This is a genomic window from Shewanella canadensis, from assembly GCF_003966225.1.
Lineage (GTDB): Bacteria > Pseudomonadota > Gammaproteobacteria > Enterobacterales > Shewanellaceae > Shewanella > Shewanella canadensis.
This window is the reverse complement of record NZ_RXNU01000014.1, coordinates 14,548-39,357: the sequence shown is the minus strand read 5'-3', so window position 1 is coordinate 39,357 and position 24,810 is coordinate 14,548. Positions and strand designations below refer to the sequence as shown.

Sequence of the window (24,810 nt, the reverse complement as noted above, 5' to 3'; positions counted from 1 at the left end):
CGAGGAAAGAAGATGTTAGTTGCACCCTATATCGATGCGTTTAATCCCCCACGTAGAACCCTGATGGGCCCGGGTCCATCCGATGTTTATCCCGAGGTGCTTGCCGCACAATCTCGTCCAACCATAGGGCATTTAGATCCCCTGTTTGTCGGCATGATGGATGAGCTTAAAGGATTAATTCAGTATGCGTTCCAAACGACCAATGAGATGACACTTGCCGTCTCGGCGCCTGGCTCTGCCGGTATGGAAACCTGTTTCGTGAATCTGGTCGAGGCGGGTGAGAAGGTGATTGTCTGCCGTAATGGCGTATTCGGTGAGCGCATGCGTCAGAATGTCGAGCGTGTGGGAGCCATTGCCGTTGTCGTCGACAATGAGTGGGGCGAAGCGGTGAACCCGTCTGATGTGGAAGCGGCATTGAAGGCGCATCCAGATGCCAAATTTTTAGCCTTCGTTCATGCGGAAACTTCAACAGGCGCCCTATCCGATGCAAAAACCTTGTGTGCATTGGCAAAGCAATATGACTGTCTTTCGATAGTCGATGCGGTGACATCACTGGGGGGCGTCGAATTGAGAGTCGATGAGTGGGGCATAGATGCCATCTATTCCGGTAGTCAGAAGTGTCTCTCCTGTGTACCAGGTTTGTCACCTGTGTCATTTTCACCTGCGGCAGTTGCGAAGCTTAAAGCCCGTAAAACCCCTGTGCAGAGTTGGTTCTTAGATCAAACCTTAGTGATGGGTTATTGGAGTGGTACTGCCGATAACGGTGCTAAGCGAAGCTATCACCATACGGCTCCGGTGAATGCGCTCTACGCGCTGCATGAGTCACTACGTTTATTGGCTAACGAGGGCTTGGAAGCTGCTTGGCAGCGCCATGCTGATATGCACCAAGTGCTACGCCAAGGGCTGGAAGGATTGGGACTTAAGTTTGTGGTCGATGAGGCTTCACGTCTGCCTCAGCTCAATGCGGTCTATATTCCCGAAGGTGTGGATGACGGTGCCGTGCGCACTCAACTGTTAGAGAGCTATAACCTGGAGATCGGAGCAGGCTTGGGCGCGTTAGCGGGTAAAGCGTGGCGCATCGGCCTGATGGGCTTCGGTGCCCGCCGCGAGAACGTCGCCTTGTGTCTGAAGGCATTGGAGGATGTACTGAATTAGTGTGCTGAACTAGCCCCCCTGATACTGACTGAATAGCAGACGATAAACAGAAGCAGCATTGAATCGATTCAATGCTGCTTTTTTATGTCTGATTATTTTTATTTATAAAGCCAGGGCCAGCCGGGTTTGAGTCGATGTTCTCCACCAAAGCGTGTTGGTGGTCGCGAGCTGAATCTTATCGTCAATATCTAAGGCTTGCCCCATAACGGGAGTCACTATGCTTACATCGGCGCTATTGGCCAGTTCGACGATTCGCTCTAGCGGTTCGTACCAACTGTGAAAGGCAAGATCGAAGGTCCCGTTGTGTATCGGCATCATATGACGGCCCTTAAGGTCGATATGAGCCTGTATACTCTGCTCCGGCGTCATGTGGATCGTGGGCCAGTCTTTATCATAAGCCCCGGTTTCCATCATGGTGAGTGTAAAGGGGCCGAAGCGCTCACCTATCTCCCTGAAACCATCGAAGTATCCCGAATCACCACTGAAGTAGAGTTTGTTGCGATTCGATTCAATGACATAGGAAGCCCAGAGGGTATCGTTTTTGTCGAATAAGCCTCGCCCTGAAAAATGTTGAGTCGGAGTCGCAGTGATCATGGTATTGCCCAAACTAAAAGATTGCCACCAATCCAGAGCTTGAATTTTATCCGCTGACACGCCCCATTTAAGCAGATGCTTATCGACACCAAGCGGCACGATGAAATGAGACGTTGACGCAGCCAGGTACTTGATTGTTTTCTCATCTAAGTGATCATAATGATCATGGCTGATGATCACTCCATCAATTCTCGGCAGTGAGTCCAGCGCTATCGGGGTCGGGTGAAATCGCTTCGGACCAATAAAGCTGAAGGGGGAGGCGCGCTCGCTGAATACGGGATCGATAAGCCACCTCTTGCCATCCAGCTGCATAAAAATACTCGAGTGACCGAGACGAATGACCAGATCTCTATCCCTTGGCAGCGAGTGTAATTGCTCGGTCGTTAGTTCGACAAGTGGCGGTTGTTGCTCAGGCGTAGCATCGACTCGCTTTTCGGTTACGTAGCGCATCAGTAACGGCATGATAGCCGTGTCATCGCTAAAGTCGGCCGCGGTATTAACAAAGCCACCCTTGGCATTATGGTGTCTGCTCTCTGAACTCTGGTTATCGAGTTCAGCAGAGGTTGTTGTCATCGTCAGCATAGCGCCTCCAAAAAATAAGAGAGTGGTGATTAAGATAATCCGTTTCATAATTCAGCTCGCAAGTAAACTATACGGTGTAGTTTACTTAAAATCGTGTAAAAGTAAACTTGTCAGTGTAAAATAAGCTCAGTGAGTTCAATTTGAAAGATTAAGAGTTTGAAAATGGTAGAGAAAAAAATTTCACGTTCCGAGCTTAAGCGTGGCGCAATCTTAAAGGCTGCGATGGCGGAGTTTCAGGCAAAGGGCTTTAAGGCGACGAGCATGGACGATGTTGCCAGATCTGCAGAGGTCTCTAAACGTACGGTTTATAATCATTTTTCCAGTAAAGAGGTGTTATTTAGCGCCATTATTCTGGAGATGATGGCTCTACTGTGTTCCTTTGAGCATCTTAATTTTTCAAATGATATAGGGTTAGAGGAACAGCTGCAGCAGCTGGTGGACTATGAGATAGCACTGCTGAGATCTCAGGCCTTTATGGATATGGCAAGGGTCATTATTGCCGAAGCCATACATTCCCCGGCTTTGATCCAAGGTGCAATGGAAGAGTTCAGTAAGCAGGAGTCGCCTCTGAGCAGCTGGTTCCATAGTGCGGTAGATGCCGGTGCGCTTAACTGTCAGTCCCCGGAGATCTTAGTGACCCAGTTTACGGGGGTGATTAAGGCATTCTGTTTTTGGCCACAGTTAGTACAGGGTGCAGATTTCCCGGGTGATGAGGAGGTGGCCTTAATCACGCAGACTGCTGTGCAGATGATTTTGAAGCAGTATGCATAACTACTCGTGGTTAAGCTGCTTATGGTTTCGCTATTTAAGTTCTAGTTATTTAAGGTTTAGGTAAAACCCAGTTCAAGGAGAATAGCCGATGGCATTAACGGTAAGAGAAGCAACACTGAAAGATCTGGATGTCGTTTATGACTATACCAATTGCATTAAATAATTAACCAATTCAGAGCCCCTCAGGATTTTCAATTCAAGGCGCATTGATGAGGAAATGGTTATTCCCTTTTAAGTCAATGCAAAGCAGAAGTGGGAAGCCAGAGGGGCTCACGTAGTGCGAGTTTCAAAGCCCTATATGCTGCACTGGATGCTTTCGATATACGACTAAATGGATTTAGGAGGTAGAGCAACGCAGGAGCTTGTTGCCGAGAATAACTATTAGCTTCAATCATCCTACTTGCCTACAGAGCTTTGAATTCTCGCTGAATGGTCAGGTACTTAATACAATTGGTATTAATACTGGCGATCGCGAGACATCACGGCGAAGAGCAATATGTTGTTACCGGTAAGCGTGAACTGGAAGAGTCGGGTTTTGGTCCGTCGCCTAAATTCGGTGTCTTGCTCGCCGAGGTTGATAATAAGGTCGCGGGATATGTATCCTACACCTGGAACTACTCGATTTGGCTGGGTTCTTCATACATGAATATCGATGATGTTTTTGTATGGGAGGAGTATCGAGGCCAAAGAGTCGGTGAAGCCTTGATGATAAAGGCCAGAGCTGTGTGTCAAATGGCGGGAGTTAAACGTTTGAAGTGGGAAGTCGACCAGGATAATCATCAGGCGATTAATTTTTACCAACGTCTGGGAGCCCAGGTCAATATCAAAGGAGTGTGTCGCTGGGGCGTGGATGAGTGAGGTCAGGGCCTGACACCTTAATTAGAATGACTATTGCCACTGCTAAAAAAAACAGTATTGGAACTTTGTCTAATACTGCTGTTTTGCTTTATAGGAGTTATCTATTCTGTAGGAATACTATTGCGAATGAAGCAACTTAATCGCCTCTTGCTGATTTTTATCTTTGGCATAATCTAAGGCGGTCTTTCCCTCCGTATTCTTTAGCTCTTTAATCACGCCCGCGTCTAATAAGGGCTTTATTGTTGCGATCTCACCGCCACCATAACGCGTTGCGCAGTGCAGAGCCGTGTCACCTACCGCACTCTGTGCACTGATCTCAGCGCCCCTCTTCAGCAGCAGGTGAATCATATCGACTCGATTGTAAGCGGCGGCATAATTGAGAGGATAACTCCCGTTCTCATCTTTTGCGTTCACATCGCTGCCTTTCTCAATTAATACCTCAACCCGGTTAATTTCTCCCTTAGAAATGGCTTCATGCAGTTCACCGGCCACCGATAGGTTTATAGAGGTAGTTCCTAACATTAAGCAGATCAGAATGACCATTATGCTTTTCATCTTTTACTCTCCTCATGAGTACTCGAACCTTAAGTATAGTCGCTGCCGGCTCTATATTCTGATGCGAAAACCCGATGGCTCACAGCGTTTTATGAGGCAAGAATTATGCTTTTTTTTTACCTGAAAGTAAGGCTGATTATTTGCTGTTTTTCTTTGACAGGTAAGGAGATAGTCTATTCTTAAATTAAGATGGGACAAAAAAAATAGGCCAAGGATATGAGAATGACGCTGCAGTTTTTAGGGGCGACGCAAGAGGTCACCGGCTCTTGTCATCTGCTGGAGGTGAATGGCCAGCAACTGCTGTTAGACTGTGGACTTATTCAAGGAGGGAAGGCTGACCAGCTACGTAACCATGAGCCATTCCTGTTCGATCCTAAGGCCATTGCCGCCGTCGTATTAAGTCATGCTCATATCGACCATTCCGGTCGTCTTCCTCTACTGGTTAAGTCCGGATTCTCTGGCCCTATCTTTACCCATAAAGCGACCGCAGAGCTGTGTGCCATCATGCTAAAAGATGCGGCCATGCTGCAGCGACGTGATGCGGAAAGGTTGAATAAGAAGCGGGTCAAGCAGGAGATGGAGCCCATCGAGCCCCTCTTTATTGAAGAGGATGTCGATAGGGCCATGGCACAGTTTGTGTTGCTGGATTATGGCGATATGACCCGGATCATCCCCCATGTCGATATCTGTCTGTCGGATGCCGGCCATATATTGGGATCGGCGATAGTCGAGCTTTTCTTAGGGGAAGGAGTTGAGCAAAAGAAGCTGGTTTTCAGTGGCGACTTAGGCCGTGCGGGTATGCCCTTATTGGAAGACCCCAGTACTGTCGACAGTGCCGACCTAGTGATGATGGAGAGCACCTACGGTAACCGAATGCATCGCAGTTGGGATGACACGATCGAAGAGCTTAAACAGATTTTTGCCAAAGCTATAAGCGAGAGCCATGGCAATATTCTTCTGCCGGCATTCTCGGTGGGGCGTGCACAAGAGCTGCTTTATCTGTTTCACCTGTACGCAAAGGAGTGGGATCTGTCTCGTTGGAAAATCTGTCTCGATAGCCCCATGGCGATAGAAGCGACGAGTGTCTATCTGAATAATTATCCCTTGATGGACGATGACTTTAAGCGGTTTACCCGTATGCATCCCGGGCAACATCCCTTGTTATCCAATGTAGAGTTTATTCTCAGCACCGACGAGTCTATGCTGCTCAACGATATACATAAGGGACATATCATCATTGCCGGTAGTGGTATGTGTAATGGTGGGCGTATTCGATGCCATCTGGAGCATAATCTCTGGCGCAGTGAGTGTGATGTGATCATCTGTGGTTATCAGGCCATTAGCACTCCGGGTCGATTGTTAGTAGATGGGGCCAAACAGCTCACGATTAACGGTAAGAGCATAGAGGTTGCAGCGGCTATTCATACGATCGGCGGCCTCTCTGCACATGCGGATCAAGCCGAGTTGATACGCTGGTATCGTCATTTTAAAGAGAGGCCACCACTCGTCTTGGTGCATGGTGAGTCAGAGGCGCAAGAGGGGCTGGTCGATAAATTGCGGCAGGAAAACAGCACTTGCCCACAAGCCCTCGCTATTGCCGCCTATGGTGACAAGCTCGACCTGAATGCGTTACCTGAATTGACCTGGATAAAGCCGTGATGTTTAGGTTTATTGACCCCGTACCCGGACGACCGTTCGGATACGGGAGTTAATTACCAAGCTAACAAAGCACTTGGGTTTAGAAGGTATAGTCCATTTTCACCCATGCGGTACGACCGGGTTCATTGACCTGAAACATCGGCTCACTACCTGGGATATCGTTACCTGCACCAGAGCGACTCACATGCTCGGCATAGGTGATATCAAACAGGTTTTCGATACCGAAACTCACTAAAACCGCGTCGCCATGCTTCCATGATCCATTGATAGCGAGTGTGCCGAAGCCACTGCTCTCTGCCAGATCCTGGCCAGAGATATTGCCTTGACCGATAGAGACTCGATCCTGAGCCGCAACAACACGCCAGAACAGTCCCGCCGTCCACTCTTCTCCCTCATAATTGACCGATACACGCCCCTCCATAGGAGAGATCTGTCCCAGAGGGGTATCCTGAGTGTCATTTTCTCCATGGCTATAACTAAGTGTCGTTTGTGCCGACCACTGCTCTGTAAATGGGTAGGTTATGCCAACTTCGCCGCCCCATATGGTCGCATCGACATTATAGGCGCTGGTCATTGGTGTATTGGAGTCAACCAAGATGTAATCATCGACCTTGCCATAATAGAGTGAGGTCGATATTTCGATATCGGCTTGATATATCCAGCCAATGTCCAATTGAGTTGTCTTCTCTGGCTCGAGATCGAATGCCTTGGTGGAGAGATTATCCGGGCTGGCCTTCATGATCTCCCAGTAATCGGGGATCCGCTGTGCATGACCCGTGCCTAAGTAGTATTGGTTATTACCATTGAGATATTCATAACGAATGAAACCGCTGATCAGGTCGTCACTACGTTTACCCGTCTGCGCGACAAAGAGTTCAGTATCCCAATGGTCGAAGCGTAAGCCTGAGAGTAGATTTCCTCCTCCTAATGCATAGTCGGCTTCGATAAATATCCCCATGTTGTCATAGCGCATATTATCTTTAAATGGTTTAGATAGCAGGTCGTCGAGGCCGTTATCAAACTCAGGATTGATGCTACGTCCCTCGTGGGTACTCTGCATGTAATCGATACCTAAGGTAGCCTCTAAATCCTCACTGGGTGTGAGCTCCAGCCAGAAGTGACCCCCTGAGGTTTTGCGGCGAACATTGACTCCGGAGTTCACCCCTTGATCGAACTGATCCATAATATGGTCGTTCTTATTGGTGTAGGCCTGAAACTCGACTTCGCGAATTAGCTCTGAGTCGAACTCGAACTGAGTCAACAGGGTGACATTTTCATTATTGATCACCCGGGCTTTATTGGCCCTGTCGGCGTACTCGGCTTCACCATCAGACTTACCATAAGCGAGTTCAATAACACTGGTGTCTGTTGGGGTCCACCCCAGAGCGATATTGTAGTTGTTACGATCGTAGCTGGATTGCACCGTGTTTCCGTCACCATCTTGGTAGTGATCGCTGCTGGATTGATTGATATCCAGATCGAGATAATGGGTCTCATCACCGGCTTTCAGCTCGACAATATAGTCTTGTCGTTCGAAACTGCCGGCGGTGACACTGGCCCGCCCCTCAACGCCGGGTTCGACAAAGCTATGTCTATCTTTTTCAAACAAAACGGTTCCGGCGGAGCCAACCGGACCATATTTTACGGTTTGTGGCCCCTTGATCACTGTGATGCTGTCATAGGCTTCCGGGTAGATATAGGCCGTCGGCGGATCCATACGTCCACCACAGGTGCCATACACATGCTGGCCATCATCGACGATGCTGATGCGTGAGCCGCCCATGCCTCTTAAGGATGGATCGCCACCGGCCCCCCCTTTTCGACCGATACTGAATCCGGGAATGGTTTTCAGGAATCCTGCACCGTCATATGAGGGGAGAGGGAGCCTTGGCTTCTTGGGATCGGTAACGACCTTTGTCGGCTCGCGCATCAACTCACCTGTGATGACGATATAGTCGTCACATCGACGGTCTTCACAGTTTCTGGGCTCATCCTCGGCAAGGGCTGTCTGAGGGAAAACCAGAGTTGGAATACTTATGGTTGCGGTGATCACTGAGGCCAGTGTTATTGTTTTATGTTTCATGGCGACGCTCTTTTATTTTTAGTTGCGTCTTTTTCGCAGATGTTTAGCTTGTTAACAAAGGGAAAGGTAAGTTGTGCGACAATGTGTCACAGCTTAAATTGATCTCTCTCACATCTCCATTCGTTGCCACTGTCTGCTTGTTGAAATTTCACTCAGTTATCTGTGGATGACGCCACCGAGACTATTTGGTCTCAGTGGCTTAAGGATGAGTCGGTGGAGCTACCTATTTAAACAGCTGGACGATAATGAGCGTTATAAGTAGTGGGCAGATAAATTTCACATAAACGGGCCAGACACGCCAGAACAAGCTTTTGCTATCGACGCCATCCTGAGCCTGGATCTCTTGAAGCAGGCTGTTTCTCTGCCATACCCAACCCAGATAGATGGCGATACCTAAGGCGATGAGTGGCTGTGCGCGTTCGGTGGTTAACGTGATCATAAAGCTAAACAGATGCTCAAAGTTCATTACCACGGTAAGGGATAAGACAATAATCAGTGCGCCAACCAGATAAGTGGCCTTGTTACGCCCCATATCCCTTTTCTCCATCAGATAGCTGGTGGGCACTTCGACAATCGAAATTGCAGATGTCAGGCCTGCTATGGTCATTAGCACGAAGAAGATAAAGGCCAGCAGGTATTGTAAGTTGCCCCCTAAGGTATCAAACAGCGCGGGTAGCACAGTAAACACTAAGGTGTCTGAGTTTAACAGGCTGCCATCTTCACCGAAGATCTGCACCCCATTGTGTTGAGCCACATACATAGCCGGGATAATCATGAGTGCGGCCAGGAAGGCCACACTGGTATCGGTAAGGGTCACATAGGCCGTTAGCTTACCCAAGTGTTCATTCTTATTTAAATAAGCGCCGTAGACCATCATGGCACCTGTACCTATGGTCAGGGAGAAGAAGGTTTGCCCCAGAGCACCGACGAGAACATCGGGATCCCAGACTCGGGAAAAGTCGGGAACTAATAGTACTTTAAGCCCTGTCATCGCACCGGGTAGAGTCAAGATATAGCCCACCCCTAATACCAATATCATCAGAAGCAGTGGCATTAAGCGTTTGGACCAGCGTTCGATCCCCTGCTGTACTCCCTGGCGTATCACGTAGATAACCATCAAGATGAAGATGGTTGTGAAGAGCAGATTACGTGATAGGGAGAAATCCATTAACCAATCAGATGCCGCCGTAAAACCAAAGATTTCCGCTACTGGTGCCAGGGCAAAGCTGACAAACCAACCCGACAATATAGTGTAGAAGGTACAGATCAAGGTTGCGGTGACAATGGAGGTGAAACCGATCGCTTTACCGATTTTCTTACTTAGCGTGTTGTTGCCAAGTTTAGCCATCGCATCGGCAGGGTTAGTCTGACCGTGACGTCCAATCATCAGCTCGGCAACCAGCATTGGATACCCTAAAATTAGGATCAGTATCAGGTATACAAGCAGGAAGGCACCACCACCATGGGTTGCGGCTTGAGTGGGGAAGCCCCAAATATTACCGACGCCAACGGCTGAACCAGCCGCCGCCATAATAAAGCCCAATCGTGAGCTAAAGTGATTTGAATTTGTGCTGGCCATGCCTGCCTCTTTCTGTTTTCAAGAGGGCGCATGATAGAGGTTTATCATTATTGGTCAATGGTGCTTTATGTCGAAAATATGTTACATTTCGACTATCTGAATCGCTATTCCCATCTTCTGTGATTTTATATTCCAATCTTTGGTTGTTTTGCGCCATAAGTTTGCGCCGAACGCTTTTGTGGTCGTCACTGACGCAAGAAAATGGCGTTTGAATTAATTTACTATTTTGAGCCCAATCTAACTAATAATGCCAGCTTGGAGTGAAGTCTCATCAATATTTTGAGCAACAATACCAATAGGTATAACCTATCTGGGGAACTGAGTTCGTGGGTATTAAACTCAGGACTGGGGGAGAGGTATGCAGGTTTGGTTTTTCACCTGTTTGAGCACAAAGCTTGAATGTACTCCGGCAATGTGGGGATCTGTGGTGAGCTTATCTAACAGGAAAACCTTAAATTGGCTCATATCTTCAACCAGCACCTTAAGTTGGTAATCTGCGTCACTACCCGTAAGCAGGCAGCACTCGAGTACTTCATCGTAACCGCAAACCAGAGTTTCAAATGATTCTAAAATCTCGCGTGAATGCTTCTCCAATCTCACCTGAACATAGGCGGTCAAAGACAGATTGAAATGCTCGGCCGAGAGCAGTGTGGCGTAACCTGCAATGAAACCAGACTCCTCCAGCGCCTTGACACGTCTGGAGCATGGAGAGGGGGATAAACCTATTTTTACAGCCAGTTCTTGATTAGACAGTTTTCCATGACTCTGGAGCAGTTTTAAAATAGCGAAATCTATCTGATCGAGTTGTAACTCTGCCATGTTATCGGGTCTCGTAAAAGTTCGAGGTTAACTGTTGAGGGGGATAGCATAGCCTTATCTCCCCCCTTTAGCATCTATTTCACTGACCGTTATTATCAAGGTTTGAGCGTGAGCCGCTTCTGTCGTAACTTGGTGCTCAGATCTGTATAGGCCTTAGCGCCATAGGGAAAGGTTTTATGGATGAAGAATAGACTGAATAGGCTAATCACTCCGCCGAGCACAGTCGATGCCAGTACATCTTGAGACCAATGCATACCCAATAGCATGCGACTGAACCCCATGGTGATGCTCCAAATGAACAGTATCGTCGGCAGTACCAGATTTCCTGCTAACAGAAGGTAGTAACTCGCTATCATGGTGAGAGTCATCGCGAAGAGCGTGTGGCCCGAGGGAAAGGCAAAACCTACCTCATTCTTCCAATGTTGTTTGACTAGAGGAGAGAGGACTAAGTCTGTTTCGGCGTGTTCGAGTCGCTCGAGTGACGCCGTCATCTGTGCCTTGCGTTCTGCCTTCGTTAGGGTGTAGAAGTTTTCAGTGTTGAGCAGGTATTGCTGCTCCAGCCAAACCGCATTGGGGCGAGCCTCGTTGAAGAAAGGCTTGAGGTAGTGATTAAGCCCTAATGTCGTGCACATACCCAGAGAGATGGTGAGAAACAGGCTGATAAACTCCGCTTTGGCGAGACGATGGTAACTAAGCAATAAGATAAAGAGTACCGTTGCGACTCCATAGGGAGCCGTGCCCGATGAGGTTAACCAAAACAGCCCCTCTGCCGATAGTGAATTCAGTGGCAATAGCGGAAATAGAGCGGTATCAGATATCAACAATATCGCTGGTATGATGGTTAAAATGGCCCAACCCATCATCATGGGACCAAGTGGAAAACGCGATTTCAGTAAAGATAATAGTTTCAAGAATAGGGTCTCATACCGATGGTGAAGGACTCTTTGCCAAATAGTTTTTCAGGCTAACGCGCAACAAAGATATTGCCAAGCGAATAGCCCGATAAATCGACCATTTAGGATAATTGACGGCAAGGCATTAACACTGAATTAGCACTGATGTAAAACTTCGCGCATCATATTTCACAGTGCAGACTCTTATGCCGGGTAATAAACATCAGAACCAAGAGGGCTATAAGCAGCAAGCCCGTTCCCATCAGCAATGCGAAATCTTCAAGTCTTAAGATTGAGTACAGCACAGCGTACAGACAGACCAACATGGCCGCGATTATCCCTCCCTTTCTCATGCTGGCAGTCGCACTGGCGACATAAGGCGATATAGATAACACCGGGATACTCGCCGCAATCATATAGGCTTGAGCGAAGGCTAGATGTTCTGATAACGAGAGTAACAACAGGTAGAAAAGGGTGACGGCGCAGCCGACCAACAGGTATTGAACCAGACTAAGCGAGCTTTGTTGGCTAAGCTCAAATATCAAAAGTACGATGAAGGTTAATGCAATAAATAACATGCCATATTTGACCGAACGCTCCACTTTCCCATAGTGAGTGACGGGCTCAAATAACGCCGTGCTGGCTTCAACTTCGGTAAGGTTTATTTCAAGCTGCTTAGTGAACACTTGTGGGTAGTTACGGGTCAAGTGGCTGATCTGCCAACTTGCCTTAAACCCTGTGTCTGTGATCTCTCTACTCGTTGGCAGGAGCCCGTTAAAGCTGGGGTGGGGCCAATCGCTCGAGATGCTGATGTTGGTCTGCTCACCTAAGGGCAGTGCACTAATGGCCTGTGATCCCCGAAGCTGTATCGCAAAGTCGACATTAAATTGAGTCTGATTAAGATTTAAATCTAAACCTAAATCTATGGGTAGGTGAAAGCCACGCTCCAGTCCTGGTTGTTGGGGTAATCCGGTTCCCGGCATGATGTCGCCCACGGTATTTATATTTGATGACGCCGTTTTAGAACTGGTCACTTCAAATGATTCAATTTTCTCAATCGCCTGATTGGCTGAGATACCGAAAACCAGCCGGGCACTTTCAGCCTCCAGGGAGATAAGGTTAGGGATCTTTATCTCGGGAATGACGAACTTAGCTCTGCCACTGACCGTGGTACTGTAAACTAAGGATTGGTATATCCCTCTTGAGCGAAAGTCGTGGGCTAGATCCATATCGAGATCCAGAACTTTTGGCAAAATAACCAACTCATCTTGGAAGCTGCTCTTAATTTTTACCGTGTATCCTTCATCATCGATCTTCTCCTGAACGACCTCATAGCTATAAGGTAAGACGAGTGCGGGTCCAGCGATTCTCTGCTGCTCTCCCCATGAACGGCCAATTTCATTAACCACGTCGTGATAGAGGTACTCTCTGTCTGAGGTCATATTCATAACAAGCCCAAGCGGAATGGAAGAGAGCAGTGACATTCCCACAAGAACGATGATCTTATGGGTTAGGTTAGTGGTAGCCGTAGTGAAGAAATTGAGCATGATAAATCCCTCTTTGATGCTGAGAGTATTGAAACAGAATTTACCTGGCCTATGAGGGCAAGCTAGTGATCAATAGTGGCGAGAAAAGGGCAATGTTGTGGTGGGTTGCTCCTTTTTCTGCTGGAAGATTTCGATTTATATTCATCTGAATTTGGAATGATAAGTGGCAAGGCGTAACCCTAATTCAGTTTATATTACCAATCGATGAAATAGCTATTTGGTTTTCTGGGTCTATTGGTGCATCTGATTTGGAGATGAGTATGTTCGAGATTAAATCAATACGTGCCTTAGCCATCGCACGAGTGCTATTGGGAGTATTTTTACTGACAACAGCAATGAATCGCTTTACTGCAGTCGATGCGAGCTATTTTGCTAAACAACTGGTGGCGGTGAGCTTGCCCGATCTAGCTTGGTTATCGGCTGTGCTAGGTGTCATGCAGTTAACTGTGGTTGCCGCATTAATCTTTCCTGCGCATAAGCTGAGCCAGTATATGCTCTATCTCTATTCGCTGGTGGCTTTGGTACCTATCTTGATGCTATTCACTCACCCAGTGTGGATAGAGAGCTTAGGCGGCTTTCCTGCCATAGGTGCGGGGCAAGGACTGATTAAGTATCTGGCCATTGCTGGTGTAACGGCTTATATCGCCTCCAACTACGCCGGACATCGACAGTTAAACCGCCTTTCACTTAAGCTGATATGGGCGGGGGTGATATTAGTGATGATGTGGATAGGAGGAATGAAGTTCACTCAGATAGAAGCCGATGGTATAGAGCGTTTGATGGCGACGAGCCCGTTTTTCAGCTGGATATATGATCTGTTTAGTGTGCTTCATGGTTCATACTTTATCGGCATCATTGAGTTGGTTGCCGTACTCGGGCTGCTGCTCGGCTATAAATATGCGTGGGCGAGGACATTGGGATTATCGGTTGCGGCATTAACCTTCCTGGCGACACAAAGCTTTGTTATTAGCTTACCCGCTTATGAGTTGAGTCATGGTTTTCCCTTATTAACGGGAAGTGGCCAATTTATCGTGAAGGATCTCGTCTTGCTGGCGGGATGCCTTTTATTTTATGCATCGAAAAAGAAAACGGTCGAATAGAGTCTTCTACACAATAATGAAGAGCGCGAAAGCGCTCTTCATTCGTATCATGCTTAACCTGAAGCTTATTCGCTTTCACTCTCGTTGAGTCTCTTCTCCAGTGCATCGACTTGTGCCTGAAGGGCTTCAAGTTTTTCACGTGTCTTTAGTAGCACATGTTGTTGTACTTCGAACTCTTCATGAGAGACAACATCTAATTTCATCAATTGATTTTGAAGGACCTGCTTACTTTTTTCTTCAAATTCGCCAGCGAATTGCTTCAGTCCGCTAGGCAGGTTTTCGCTCAGTTGCTTAGCAACTTCTTCGATTTTCTTTGGATTGATCATGATCTATTTCCGCTGTGGGCTATCGCCTTTGATTATTAGTTAGGATTGTACCTGAGCCAAGGTTTATTGGACAACAAAAGCTGTGTAAATAAAAAAGGCCCTAGCCATGAAGATGGTTAGGGCCTTATGTTTAAACTATGAGTGAGTTATCACTAGTTCGCTGCGATATGTCCCTCTTCATCGAACACTGGAAGAGGCTCATGCTTCTCTGCAAGATAGGTATAGATCACCGGCAGTACAAACAGGGTGAACAGGGTACCGATAGCCAGGCCTGAAACAATAACGAGGCCGATATTAAAGCGTGCAATGGCACCAGCGCCTACTGCGAATAGCAGCGGGATTAAGCCGGCAATCATGGCCGCTGTCGTCATCAGGATTGGACGCAAACGTACTGTGGCGGCCAGTTTAATGGCCTCCATCTTACTCAGGCCATTATGCAGTTGCTCCTCTTTAGCCACTTCACACATCAAGATACCGTGTTTGGTAATCAAGCCCACCAAGGTGATGAGACCGACCTGGGTATAGATGTTCATCGATGAGAGGCCAAATATGTGAGTCCAGCCCAATGCGATGAGTGCACCACTGATGGCGAGCGGCACCGATACCAGGATAACCAAAGGATCTCTGGCACTCTCGAATTGACTCGCCAGAACCAGGAAGATGATGGCAAGTGCCAGACCGAAGGTAGCAAACAGAGCCGAGCCTTCTGTGACATATTGGCGAGCTTCACCTAAGAAGTCATAGTTGTAGCCTTTAGGGAGATCGTTATCACCGATATTCTTAAGGAAGTCGATGGCATCGCCGATAGCGACACCCGGTGTTGCCACTCCGCCTACAGTCAGAGCATTCATCTGATTGAAGTGAGGCAGAGAGCGTGGCTCGGCTACCATCTCAATATCGACTAAGCTCGATAGTGGTATCGAGTTACCGTCTGCAGCCTTAACATAGAAACCATCGAGCGCCTCGGGGTTGGCACGATACTGACGCTCAACTTGAGGGATCACCTCATAAGAGCGACCGTCTAAGTTGATGCGGTTGACGTAACCGTCACTCATCATCGTCGTTAGGGTCATACCAATGTCTTGCATCGTGATGCCATAGGTCCCCGCAAGATCGCGTTTGATATGGATCTTCATAGTACCGGAGTCAAACTTAAGGTTAATCTCCGAGTAGACAAATAGCGGACTCTGCTGCACTTTCTCCAGCACGCTGCTTCCTATCTGGAACAGGCTTTCAAAAGAGTTAGATGTCGTGATAACAAACTGAATAGGCAGACCACCGGATGCACCCGGAAGTTCAGGCATCTGGAATGTGGTGACTGCCATTCCCGGCACTTGCTTCACCTCTTCGCCCAGCATCTTCTGCATCTCTTTCTGGCTCTTATCGCGCTCACTCCAAGGGACTAATGGAGCGATACCGAAGGCTTGATTCGAGTTAGGGATCCCGACGAAGGCAAGAGAAGCCGCCGACTCAGGATGTGCCTTGATCATATCGGTGACTAACGCCATATTCGATTGGATGTAATCTAAGTTAGCCGTAGAGGGGGCGGTGCCCATCATCATAACGACACTCTTATCTTCGTTGGGTGCCAGCTCTGATGGTATAAAACTGAACATCACCGGTAAAGAGGCGAAGACGATAACAGCGAAGGCGATAACGACGGGTCTACGCTCCATTACCGCATTCAGCATCCTCTGATAGCGTTTCGTCATGCCCTCAAGAAAGTTCTCGACGGCAAACTCAAAACGGTTGGGAGCCGAATGAGGCTTCAAGATCTTCGAGCACATCATAGGTGACAGAGTTAGGGCCACAATTCCCGATATAAACACCGCACCAGCTAAGGTTAAGGCAAACTCCTTAAAGAGGGAGCCTGTGATACCGCCCATCAATGCAATTGGCGCGTACACGGCCGCCAGCGTAATGGTCATAGATATAACGGGAACCGCTATCTCGCGAGTACCGATAATAGCGGCTCTAAATGGCGACTCGCCTAACTTGATATGTCGGTCGACATTTTCTACTACCACGATGGCATCATCGACCACCAAGCCGATGGCCAGTACCATGGCTAGCAGTGTCATCAGGTTCAGCGTAAAGCCAAATATCATCATTATGATGGCAACACCGATCAAGGAGAGCGGAATGGTGACAATAGGGATAATGACCGCGCGAAATGAGCCTAAGAACAGGGTGATCACTATGATAACGATCAATGCAGCTTCACCTATGGTCTTAATGACCTCTTGAATCGATTCATCGATGGCAAGAGAGGAGTCATATAGGATACGGGTCTTCATAGAGACAGGTAAGTTACGTTCGATATCGGGCATGAGTGCGCGAGCATCGGCAGCGACAACTAATGGGTTTGCCGTTGGAGTCACATCCAGTGCAACAACTACAGCCTCCTGACCATCGGCAAGCGCGCGGTAGACATCGTGACTCTTCTCTAAGCTCACATCGGCAATATCACCGAGTCGAACCACAAGCCCCTCTTTACTGCCTATGACCAGTTTTTTCAACTCATCGACGGTAGCAACCTGAGTATCTGCGGTACCGTTAAACAGGGTAAAGACCCCATTAGCCTGACCTACTGCAGATTGATAGTTATTCGCCTGTAAAACCTGCATGACCTCAGTTGATGAGAGACCGAAGGCTCCCATTCTAGCGGGGTCTAACCAGATCCTCATGGCATATTTAATACCACCGTAGAGGTTAACCTTAGCGACACCGTCGATGGTGAAGAGTTGAGGTTTTACCACTCGCTCTAAGTAATCGGTGATCTGGCTCGAGTTAATCTCATCGCTATAGAAGGAGATATAGAGTACGGAGGTTTGTGAACCCGTCGACATATCAACGGTCGAGTCTTCGGCCTCTTTAGGTAGTTGAGACCGCACCGAATTTACCTTGGCAAGAATGTCAGCCAGGGCACCATTGGGGTCGGTATTAAGCTTCATGTATACGGTGATTTTTGAGCTGCCTAAGAAGCTATCCGATGTCATGAAGTCGACGTTATCGGCTTGAGCTAACGCTTGCTCAAGCGGCTGGGTGATGAAGCCTTGGATCAGGTTTGCATCGGCACCGTAGTAGCTGGTGGATACCGTGACCACTGTGTTGGTCATCTCTGGGTATTCACGTACCTGCATGTTGCTCAGGGAGTAAAAACCCAAGAGTAACAGCATGAAGCTTATCGAGGCGGCGAGTACCGGCCTGCGAATAAATATATCAGTAAAGCGCATTGCCAGCTCCTATTATAGTTGTGGCATAGTGGCTGGAGGAGTTAATGCTTTATCCTCAGTCACTTTGACTTTGCTGTTGTTACTTAATCGAATTTGCCCCGATGTCACTATCTGATCGCTGGCTTTCAGTTCACCTGTGACTAAGGCGTTATTTCCGTTACGCTCCAGTACTTCCACATTGATCTGTTTAACACGTGTTACCGTTTTTCCCTCTTCAGAAACTTCGTTAAGGATGTAGATAGAGTTACCGTAGAGAGTGAAGTTAATGGCGGTTTGAGGCAGAACAAGTTGATTGGTCATCTCTGGCAGTAACACTTCGACTCGTGCAAACATACCGCTACGCAGTTTGGTATCGGTATTTGGAATGGTTGCCTGAATTTGAATGAGACCACTCTGGTAGAAAACCGCAGGCTCAATGGCTGATATTTTTCCTTCAAATGGCTGTTTTGGATAGGCATCGACGAAGACGTGGATGATCTGTCCGGTTGAGATGCGTGGAAGCTGGGTTTGTGGCACGGTAAAGCGGATCTTCATGGTGCTGATATCTTCGAGGCGAACAATATCGGCGCCAGCCTGCAGATACTCACCTAAGTTAACGCTGCGTATTCCCACCAAACCATCGAAAGGTGCATCGATCTCTCTACGGTCTATGGTGGCCGTTAAGCTTTCTATATCGGCTTTCAGGGCCAGATATTTTGATTCACTATTATCTAAGTCTTGCTTAGATACCGACTTTTGCTTGTAAAGGCGTGTGAGTCGTTTGAAATCGGCTTCGGCGGCAGGTAATTGAACCATCTTGCCCTTTAAGTTGGCTTTTTCGACCTTAGAGTCGAGCACGATCAGGCTGTGGCCCTTACTTATCGAACTCCCGTTTTCAAAGTTTATCTCAGAGACGACACCCGACAGTTCATTGGCAATGGTGACACCTTGATTGGGTTCTACAAAACCGATCGCATCTATGGTGGGTTGCCAGCTTTCTGGGATCAGTGTCATGGTAGTCACTGGCGATTCAGGTTCTGGCATATTGGCAATGGCATCGGCAATTTTACCTTTTACCATGACGTTAAAACCTATTACCGAGCCAAAGGCCAGTAATGCGATGATTAGCATAATCAGGGTCCATTTTTTCATCTGCCTGATTGCTCCTTATGAGTAGTGTTTGGTGGTGTAAGTATGGATTGCCAACAAAGATTGCAGACAAATTCTAGTTCAGTTTTATCATATTGCATTTGGCCGCGACGGATGCTTCTTCCTAGCGCTATAGCCGGTTCTAAAGAGGTGGCAAACAAGGTTTTATCTTGCAAGTTATGAAATACCCCGGCATCTCTTCCCTCTGTGAAAATGTGGTGTAGCCCTTCAAAGGTGCTTCTTTCAAAAGCTTGATGGGGGCCAGTGTCTATGCCTGGAAGGTGGATATATTGCTCATAACTCAGGTTCGCATGGGTTCTTTGGCGTCCAAAATCGACAATGTTGAACCAGACACGCTTGAACCTCTGTTCGAGCGTACCCTCTTCGCAATTATCCAGAATATGGCTCGCCACTACACGTAACACATCTTTTCGGAGCTCGGAGATCAGCTCCTCCTTGTCTGTGAAATAGCGGTAAATGGTACCCGCAGCAACGCCTGCTTCCTGAGCGATCTGTTGCATCGAGAGACCTTGTAGCCCTTTGGTGGCAATGATCTTCTCGGTGGCTTTAAATATAAGTTCGCGTTTGTTATCCATAGTACCTTTCATACAATGTGGATGTAGTGAATGAACGTTCATTCACTATTCTATGTCACTGACATGAATATCGCAATTATCGATTCAGGCTAATGCATGAAAATTTACACTATGGGCGAGTGAAACTTAGCTCAGTGTAGTAGACACTTAACTATTTAATTAGTTTTCACGGCGTTTGTTCTGGATAAAAAAAGGAAGGCTCTTTCTAATTTCTGGTATGATTCACGGTTCCCAAAATATTTCTTAGTTTGTTGGTAAAAGTTAAAAGATGAAGCTAAACCCCGGACAAAATGATGCAGTGCACTATGTTACTGGCCCTTGCTTAGTGCTGGCTGGTGCTGGCAGTGGTAAAACCAGGGTGATCATTAATAAGATCGCCTATTTAGTGCAAAAGTGTGGTTATCAGGCCCGGACGATAGCGGCGGTGACTTTTACAAATAAAGCGGCACGAGAGATGAAAGAGCGTGTCGCTCAGTCTATGGGGCGTAAAGAGGCCCGAGGTTTATGGATATCTACATTCCATACATTAGGTTTGGAGATCATCAAGCGTGAACATAAGGTTGTTGGCTTAAAACCCGGATTTTCTCTATTCGATGATCAAGACTCTCTTGCGCTGCTAAAAGATCTCACCGAAGATGAGTTTGATGGTGATAAAGATCTGCTCAAGATGCTGATAACGGCGATCTCTAACTGGAAAGGCGATCTTGTCGTTCCCGATCAGGCACTGAAGATTGCCAAAGATGAGCAATCACAGCTTTTTGCCAGCTTATACCAACGTTACGCTAAACATATGAAGGCGTATAACGCGCTGGATTTCGATGATCTTATTCTGCTACCCACCTTATTGTTAAGACACAACCAAGAGGTTAGGGAACGCTGGCAGAAGCGTATTCAATACATGCTTGTGGATGAGTACCAAGATACCAACACCAGTCAGTATGAACTCGTCAAATTGTTGGTTGGAACGCGCGCCAGATTTACCGTGGTAGGAGATGATGATCAATCTATCTACTCCTGGCGTGGCGCTAAGCCGCAAAACCTGGTCTTACTGGGTGAAGATTTCCCCAAGCTTAAGTTGATAAAACTCGAGCAAAACTATCGCTCGAGCCAGTGTATTTTAAGAGCCGCCAATATACTTATCGCTAACAACCCCCATGTCTACGATAAGGCGTTGTTTAGTGAGCTTGCCTACGGTGAGCCATTGAGAGTATTGATCGCAGCAAATGAGGAGCAGGAGGCTGAGCGTGTTATAGCAGAGATGGTTCGACATAAATTTGTTGGCAGGACTCAATACGGTGATTACGCCATTCTCTACCGTGGAAACCATCAATCGCGTTTGCTTGAGCGAGCATTGATGACCAACCGGATCCCCTACAAACTCAGTGGCGGGACCTCTTTCTTCGGCAGAGCCGAGATTAAAGATATTATGGCCTATCTCAGACTGGTAGTGAATCCGGATGATGATAATGCATTTTTACGTGTGGTTAACCTGCCTAAGCGGGGGATTGGCCCATCGACACTCGAGCGTTTAGGCAACTATGCTAACGAACGTCATATCTCTATGTTTGAAGCTATCTTCGAAGCCGAGTTAAACCATCATCTGCCTCCGGCCGCGATGGCATCTCTGTATAAGTTTGGTCAATTCGTTATCGACACAGGTGAAAAAGCGACACGCGGTGATCCGGTGGACGCGGTTAAGCACCTAATTCGTAATATCAATTACGAAGATTATCTCTATGAGACCAGCACAAGTGCCAAAGCCGCAGAGATGCGAATGAAGAACATCTCTGAGCTATACCGCTGGGTCACTGAAATGCTTGAGGGCGATGAACTGGATGATGGGATGACTTTGCCTGAAGTCGTCACGCGTTTAACGCTCAGGGATATGATGGAGCGTAATAGCGAAGATGAAGGGGGCGATCAAGTTCAGTTGATGACGCTGCATGCCTCCAAAGGGCTGGAGTTCCCCTATGTATTTATGGTGGGCACCGAAGAGCGGATCCTGCCTCACCAGAGCAGTATCGATGAAGACAATGTGGAAGAGGAGCGTCGCCTCGCCTACGTGGGGATCACCCGAGCTCAGAAAGAACTATGGTTTGTGCTGTGTCGTGAGCGTCGCCAGTTTGGTGAAACTATGCGCTGTGAACCCAGCCGTTTCTTGATGGAGTTGCCGCAAGATGATCTTGTTTGGGAAAACCGTAAGCAACCTCAGAGCGAACAACAGCGTCAGCAGGCGGGTAAATCTAACATTGCCAACTTAAGAGATATGTTTAAAAAGTAATAATATGTAATTTGCTTCTTTCATCACACTGGATAAGGTTGTGATGGAGGAAGTATTTCTGTTTTAAAGTAGGGCGCTAAGCGCAATCCAGATCCGATATTGTCGTCAGGCGTAATACTTCTCCCAGTGCCTGTCCTTGTCCCAGCGTGAAACCTATCTCCTGCAGAGCCTCACTTTGCTGTGTTGTACCAATTCCATCGACAAAGACCGTAAGCTCTAATGCTTGAGCCGTCAGGAAGTGAGCCTTTAATAACTTTATATGCTGTTTGCTTTCAAGCTGATTGGCATAGCTGGGATCGAGCTTAAGGCCTTGTAGCGGCAGGAAGGTGAGGCTGCTTAAGGCGCTGTGAGCGCTTCCATAGGCCATGAGGCCAAGATTAACATTCAGGCTTGTCAATATTTCAAAGGCATTGATGTGGTTATCGGTATCGAGAATAAAGCCTTGTTCATCGAAGAATAACCATAGCTGCTCAGCCTTGAAGCTGCTCTGTTTTAATGCATTTTTGAGTTGTCTCACCGCATGTTTATGCTTCAGGTGTTTTCCGGAGATATTGATATGCAGGGGTAACAGGCTGAGAGAGTGTTTATGCAATGCAGAGTAATCACTATTTAGCTTCTGAAGCAGGTAGATATCGAGTTCGGTTGTGAGCCCACAATGTTCGGCAATATTATTCAGATGAGCCTGTTTGATTTTCCCAAGTCTTGGGTGGTTCCAATAGAGTCGTGGCTCCAATGCCACTGTAGTCTGCGCTCTAAGGTTTTGAATCGGCAGGTAACTTAAAAGCAGCTCATGATTAGAGAGTGCATTTTGTAATTCAAGCTCTAGTTTTACATCTTGGTTGAGCAGTTTGTGAGACTTGTCATCGTATATGACATAGCAACCCTTACCATTCGTCTTGGCCTGATACATGGCTGCGTCGGCGTCTCGCAACAGGGACTCGCTGGTATCCGACTTATGATTATGACTAAAAGCGATACCAATACTTGCCCCGGAAATAAAGTGTTGGTTGGCGAGTTTGTAGGGGCGTGATAGTTCGGTGAGTACACGCTCTGCCACCTCTTCGGCATCGTCGGTTCCATTGATGCTGTCGAGTAAGATGACAAACTCATCTCCGCCAATCCTGCCAAGAGTATCGTTATCGCGTATACAGAGTTTTAGTCGTGATGAGGTTTCCATCAGGAAGCGATCGCCTTCGAGGTGACCCAGAGTATCATTTATCAGCTTGAACCTGTCTAAATCGATAAATAGCAGTGCGAATCGGTCTAATCCATGTCTTCGAATGTGTTTGACGGCCTGAGAGAGTCGCTCCATAAACATTGCGCGATTAGGGAGGCCTGTTAGCGTATCGTGATTAGCATCGTGTACTAATTGCAGCTCTATTTTCCGCCTCTGAGCGATCTCATTCTCTAAGTCTTGATTTAGTATGGCGAGTGCCTGCGTTCTTTCGACGACTTTTTCTTCTAACTGTTCGTAGCTGTTTTTCAATGTTTCAGCAGATAATTTTTGTTCAATTGCCGTTGCGATATGCTGAGAGACAAAGGTCAATAGTTCCAGATCTTTTTCTTGATAACTCTGAGACATGCTTATGCTGTAGATGGTCAACGCCCCTCGAACCTGGCCATGAATAAACAGAGGGATCCCAATCCATTGATAAATATCTTTTGTGCAGTTAAGTTCCGGGGTTTTGGAATAGATCTTACCAGAGTCAATGAGAGCCTCTAGTTCACTGTTGTGCAGCAGTATAGGTTTTCTTGTTTTAATCACATATTCTGTAAGCCCATCACATACCTTTCGGCTGTCGGGTACACAAGAGCTGGCTTGGCTGACGTAAAATGGAAAATGAATATGAGAAAGCTGTTTATCGAGCAGTGCAATATAGCAATTGTTAGCGGGTATAAGGTGGCTAATGACTCTGTGCAGCTCAGAATAAAACACTTCACTATCAATATTTGAGGTTGCCAGATCCGCAATTTCAAATAACGAATTTTGCAGTCGTTCGGCGCGACGTCTCTCGAATACTTCCAGCTTGAGCTTTTCGTAAGCGACGCTGAGTTCTTTGGTTCGTTGAACTATCGCTTGTTCTAGTTGCTCCTGGTGTTGCAGACGTTCCATGACACCAGATATCTGATGACTGACAAAGTTCATCAGCTCAATATCCATTTCGGTGAAATTGATATTAGACGAGTAACTTTGTACGACTAAGACACCAGCAACCGAGTTATTGACCTTAATGGGAACGCCGAGCCAATGATGGCTGGGGGCTCCGCGGCTGACTATCTGTTTGCTCTCTATCAGTTCATTGAATTTTGACTCATCACAGAGCAGATATTCCCCAGTTCTTAGAACATAACCGGTAATTCCGCTGACTAAGGTCTCTGAGAGTTCCTCTTTAGGATAGGATTCGTATGGATGAGTATCTTTTTCATCCAGGAAGAAGGGGATTTCGAGGATATTGGTGTCTGTGTTGAGCAATGCGACAAAGAAATTATCAGCATGAAGCAGCAGATTGAGGGAACGGTGGATCTCTGAATAGAACTCTTCGGGTGAATTGACTTGAGCCGCGAGATTTGAGATCTCCAGCAGCATATTTTGAGTCACTTCCGCTCTTTTATATTTAAGAGCTAATGTCTTTAGGCGTGCAATCCTTTTTTGCATGCGCCCAACTTCGTACTGCGAATATAGAGTCGATTCTTCCCTAAACATGTTTTCCGCCAATCGCTATTTTGTTTTTTTAGAAGCAGGATTTGGACTAACGAGTATTGATAGCATAAATAAGCAGCAGCGCCAAGTCATAATTTTGACACTAGGCGGTACTTTTTTGACCGTAATCGATATAAATTCTCGAAAATAGGTGGAATTGAGTTAAAACTTGAGCAAACAGAAAAAAAAAGCATTAAAGGTGTGGACGTAGGGGGGAATAATCCATAATATATGCGGCGCTAACAAGGCAGGCACCCATAGCTCAGCTGGATAGAGCGCACCCCTCCGGAGGGTGAGGCCGAGGGTTCGAATCCTTCTGGGTGCACCAGATTGATTAGGGGGTCATG

General features: G+C 47.1%; 18 protein-coding genes and 1 tRNA gene. 7 read left to right on the top strand and 12 right to left on the bottom strand.

Annotated elements, in window-relative coordinates; all coding sequences use genetic code 11:
- Positions 1-12: 12 nt before the first annotated feature.
- On the top strand, positions 13-1,155 hold the full coding sequence (locus tag EKG38_RS19770) for a pyridoxal-phosphate-dependent aminotransferase family protein (protein WP_126522288.1): 1,143 nt from the start codon (positions 13-15) through the stop codon (positions 1,153-1,155).
- A gap of 102 nt (positions 1,156-1,257) precedes the next feature.
- Here EKG38_RS19770 and EKG38_RS19765 read toward each other — a convergent pair whose 3' ends face one another.
- Positions 1,258-2,331 carry an MBL fold metallo-hydrolase gene (locus EKG38_RS19765; RefSeq protein WP_246033228.1) on the bottom strand — a complete coding sequence of 358 codons (1,074 nt, stop codon included), beginning with the start codon at positions 2,329-2,331 and terminating at the stop codon, positions 1,258-1,260.
- Between the two features lie 162 nt (positions 2,332-2,493).
- Here EKG38_RS19765 and EKG38_RS19760 point away from each other — a divergent pair, with 162 nt between their 5' ends.
- Together EKG38_RS19760 and EKG38_RS19755 are read left to right on the top strand one after the other, a co-directional pair.
- Entirely contained in the window at positions 2,494-3,102 is a 609-nt protein-coding gene (locus tag EKG38_RS19760) for a TetR/AcrR family transcriptional regulator (RefSeq protein ID WP_126522284.1), read from the top strand.
- Positions 3,103-3,552: 450 nt separating this feature from the next.
- Positions 3,553-3,960: a GNAT family N-acetyltransferase gene (locus EKG38_RS19755; protein WP_246033227.1), complete on the top strand. Its 408-nt coding sequence runs from the start codon at positions 3,553-3,555 to the stop codon at positions 3,958-3,960.
- Between the two features lie 117 nt (positions 3,961-4,077).
- On the opposite strand, the gene EKG38_RS19750 is transcribed toward EKG38_RS19755, so the two are convergent.
- The gene (locus EKG38_RS19750) at positions 4,078-4,515 is read right to left on the bottom strand and encodes an ankyrin repeat domain-containing protein (RefSeq protein ID WP_126522280.1); all 438 of its coding nucleotides are present in this window, start codon (positions 4,513-4,515) and stop codon (positions 4,078-4,080) included.
- A gap of 216 nt (positions 4,516-4,731) precedes the next feature.
- On the opposite strand from EKG38_RS19750, the gene EKG38_RS19745 reads away from it, so the two are divergent.
- Positions 4,732-6,174, top strand: a complete 1,443-nt coding sequence (locus EKG38_RS19745; RefSeq protein ID WP_126522278.1) for an MBL fold metallo-hydrolase RNA specificity domain-containing protein — start codon at positions 4,732-4,734, stop codon at positions 6,172-6,174.
- A gap of 79 nt (positions 6,175-6,253) precedes the next feature.
- Here the strand turns inward: EKG38_RS19745 and EKG38_RS19740 are convergent, their stop codons facing one another.
- The 5 genes from EKG38_RS19740 to creD form a co-directional block, all read right to left on the bottom strand.
- The gene (locus EKG38_RS19740) at positions 6,254-8,257 is read right to left on the bottom strand and encodes a TonB-dependent copper receptor (protein WP_126522276.1); all 2,004 of its coding nucleotides are present in this window, start codon (positions 8,255-8,257) and stop codon (positions 6,254-6,256) included.
- 223 nt (positions 8,258-8,480) lie between these two features.
- The gene (locus EKG38_RS19735) at positions 8,481-9,836 is read right to left on the bottom strand and encodes a sodium-dependent transporter (protein WP_126522274.1); all 1,356 of its coding nucleotides are present in this window, start codon (positions 9,834-9,836) and stop codon (positions 8,481-8,483) included.
- A gap of 339 nt (positions 9,837-10,175) precedes the next feature.
- Complete coding sequence (locus EKG38_RS19730) at positions 10,176-10,655, bottom strand: Lrp/AsnC family transcriptional regulator (RefSeq protein ID WP_126522272.1); 480 nt, start codon at positions 10,653-10,655, stop codon at positions 10,176-10,178.
- Positions 10,656-10,750: 95 nt separating this feature from the next.
- Complete coding sequence (locus EKG38_RS19725) at positions 10,751-11,566, bottom strand: phosphatase PAP2 family protein (RefSeq protein ID WP_246033226.1); 816 nt, start codon at positions 11,564-11,566, stop codon at positions 10,751-10,753.
- Positions 11,567-11,730: 164 nt separating this feature from the next.
- The gene (gene creD / locus EKG38_RS19720; protein WP_126522270.1) at positions 11,731-13,095 is read right to left on the bottom strand and encodes a cell envelope integrity protein CreD; all 1,365 of its coding nucleotides are present in this window, start codon (positions 13,093-13,095) and stop codon (positions 11,731-11,733) included.
- Between the two features lie 260 nt (positions 13,096-13,355).
- Here creD and EKG38_RS19715 point away from each other — a divergent pair, with 260 nt between their 5' ends.
- A complete protein-coding gene (locus EKG38_RS19715) occupies positions 13,356-14,195 on the top strand; it encodes a DUF417 family protein (RefSeq protein WP_126522268.1) in 840 nt (279 codons plus the stop codon).
- A gap of 65 nt (positions 14,196-14,260) precedes the next feature.
- Here EKG38_RS19715 and ubiK read toward each other — a convergent pair whose 3' ends face one another.
- The 4 genes from ubiK to EKG38_RS19695 all read right to left on the bottom strand — a co-directional run bounded on the left by ubiK (position 14,261) and on the right by EKG38_RS19695 (position 19,481).
- Positions 14,261-14,521: a ubiquinone biosynthesis accessory factor UbiK gene (gene ubiK, locus EKG38_RS19710; protein ID WP_126522267.1), complete on the bottom strand. Its 261-nt coding sequence runs from the start codon at positions 14,519-14,521 to the stop codon at positions 14,261-14,263.
- A gap of 152 nt (positions 14,522-14,673) precedes the next feature.
- Positions 14,674-17,757, bottom strand: coding sequence for a multidrug efflux RND transporter permease subunit (locus tag EKG38_RS19705; protein ID WP_126522265.1), 3,084 nt, complete (start codon positions 17,755-17,757; stop codon positions 14,674-14,676).
- Between the two features lie 12 nt (positions 17,758-17,769).
- Positions 17,770-18,888 (bottom strand): efflux RND transporter periplasmic adaptor subunit, encoded by a 1,119-nt coding sequence (locus EKG38_RS19700; protein WP_126522263.1) that lies wholly within the window; start codon positions 18,886-18,888, stop codon positions 17,770-17,772.
- Positions 18,885-19,481: a TetR/AcrR family transcriptional regulator gene (locus EKG38_RS19695; protein WP_126522262.1), complete on the bottom strand. Its 597-nt coding sequence runs from the start codon at positions 19,479-19,481 to the stop codon at positions 18,885-18,887. Before EKG38_RS19695 ends, EKG38_RS19700 begins: the two co-directional genes overlap by 4 nt.
- 268 nt (positions 19,482-19,749) lie before the next feature.
- Here EKG38_RS19695 and rep point away from each other — a divergent pair, with 268 nt between their 5' ends.
- Entirely contained in the window at positions 19,750-21,762 is a 2,013-nt protein-coding gene (gene rep, locus EKG38_RS19690; RefSeq protein ID WP_126522260.1) for a DNA helicase Rep, read from the top strand.
- A 76-nt stretch (positions 21,763-21,838) separates the two neighbouring features.
- On the opposite strand, the gene EKG38_RS19685 is transcribed toward rep, so the two are convergent.
- On the bottom strand, positions 21,839-24,466 hold the full coding sequence (locus EKG38_RS19685; RefSeq protein ID WP_126522258.1) for a sensor domain-containing phosphodiesterase: 2,628 nt from the start codon (positions 24,464-24,466) through the stop codon (positions 21,839-21,841).
- A 248-nt stretch (positions 24,467-24,714) separates the two neighbouring features.
- On the opposite strand from EKG38_RS19685, the gene EKG38_RS19680 reads away from it, so the two are divergent.
- Positions 24,715-24,791, top strand: a tRNA-Arg gene (locus EKG38_RS19680).
- The last annotated feature ends 19 nt before the right edge of the window (positions 24,792-24,810 follow it).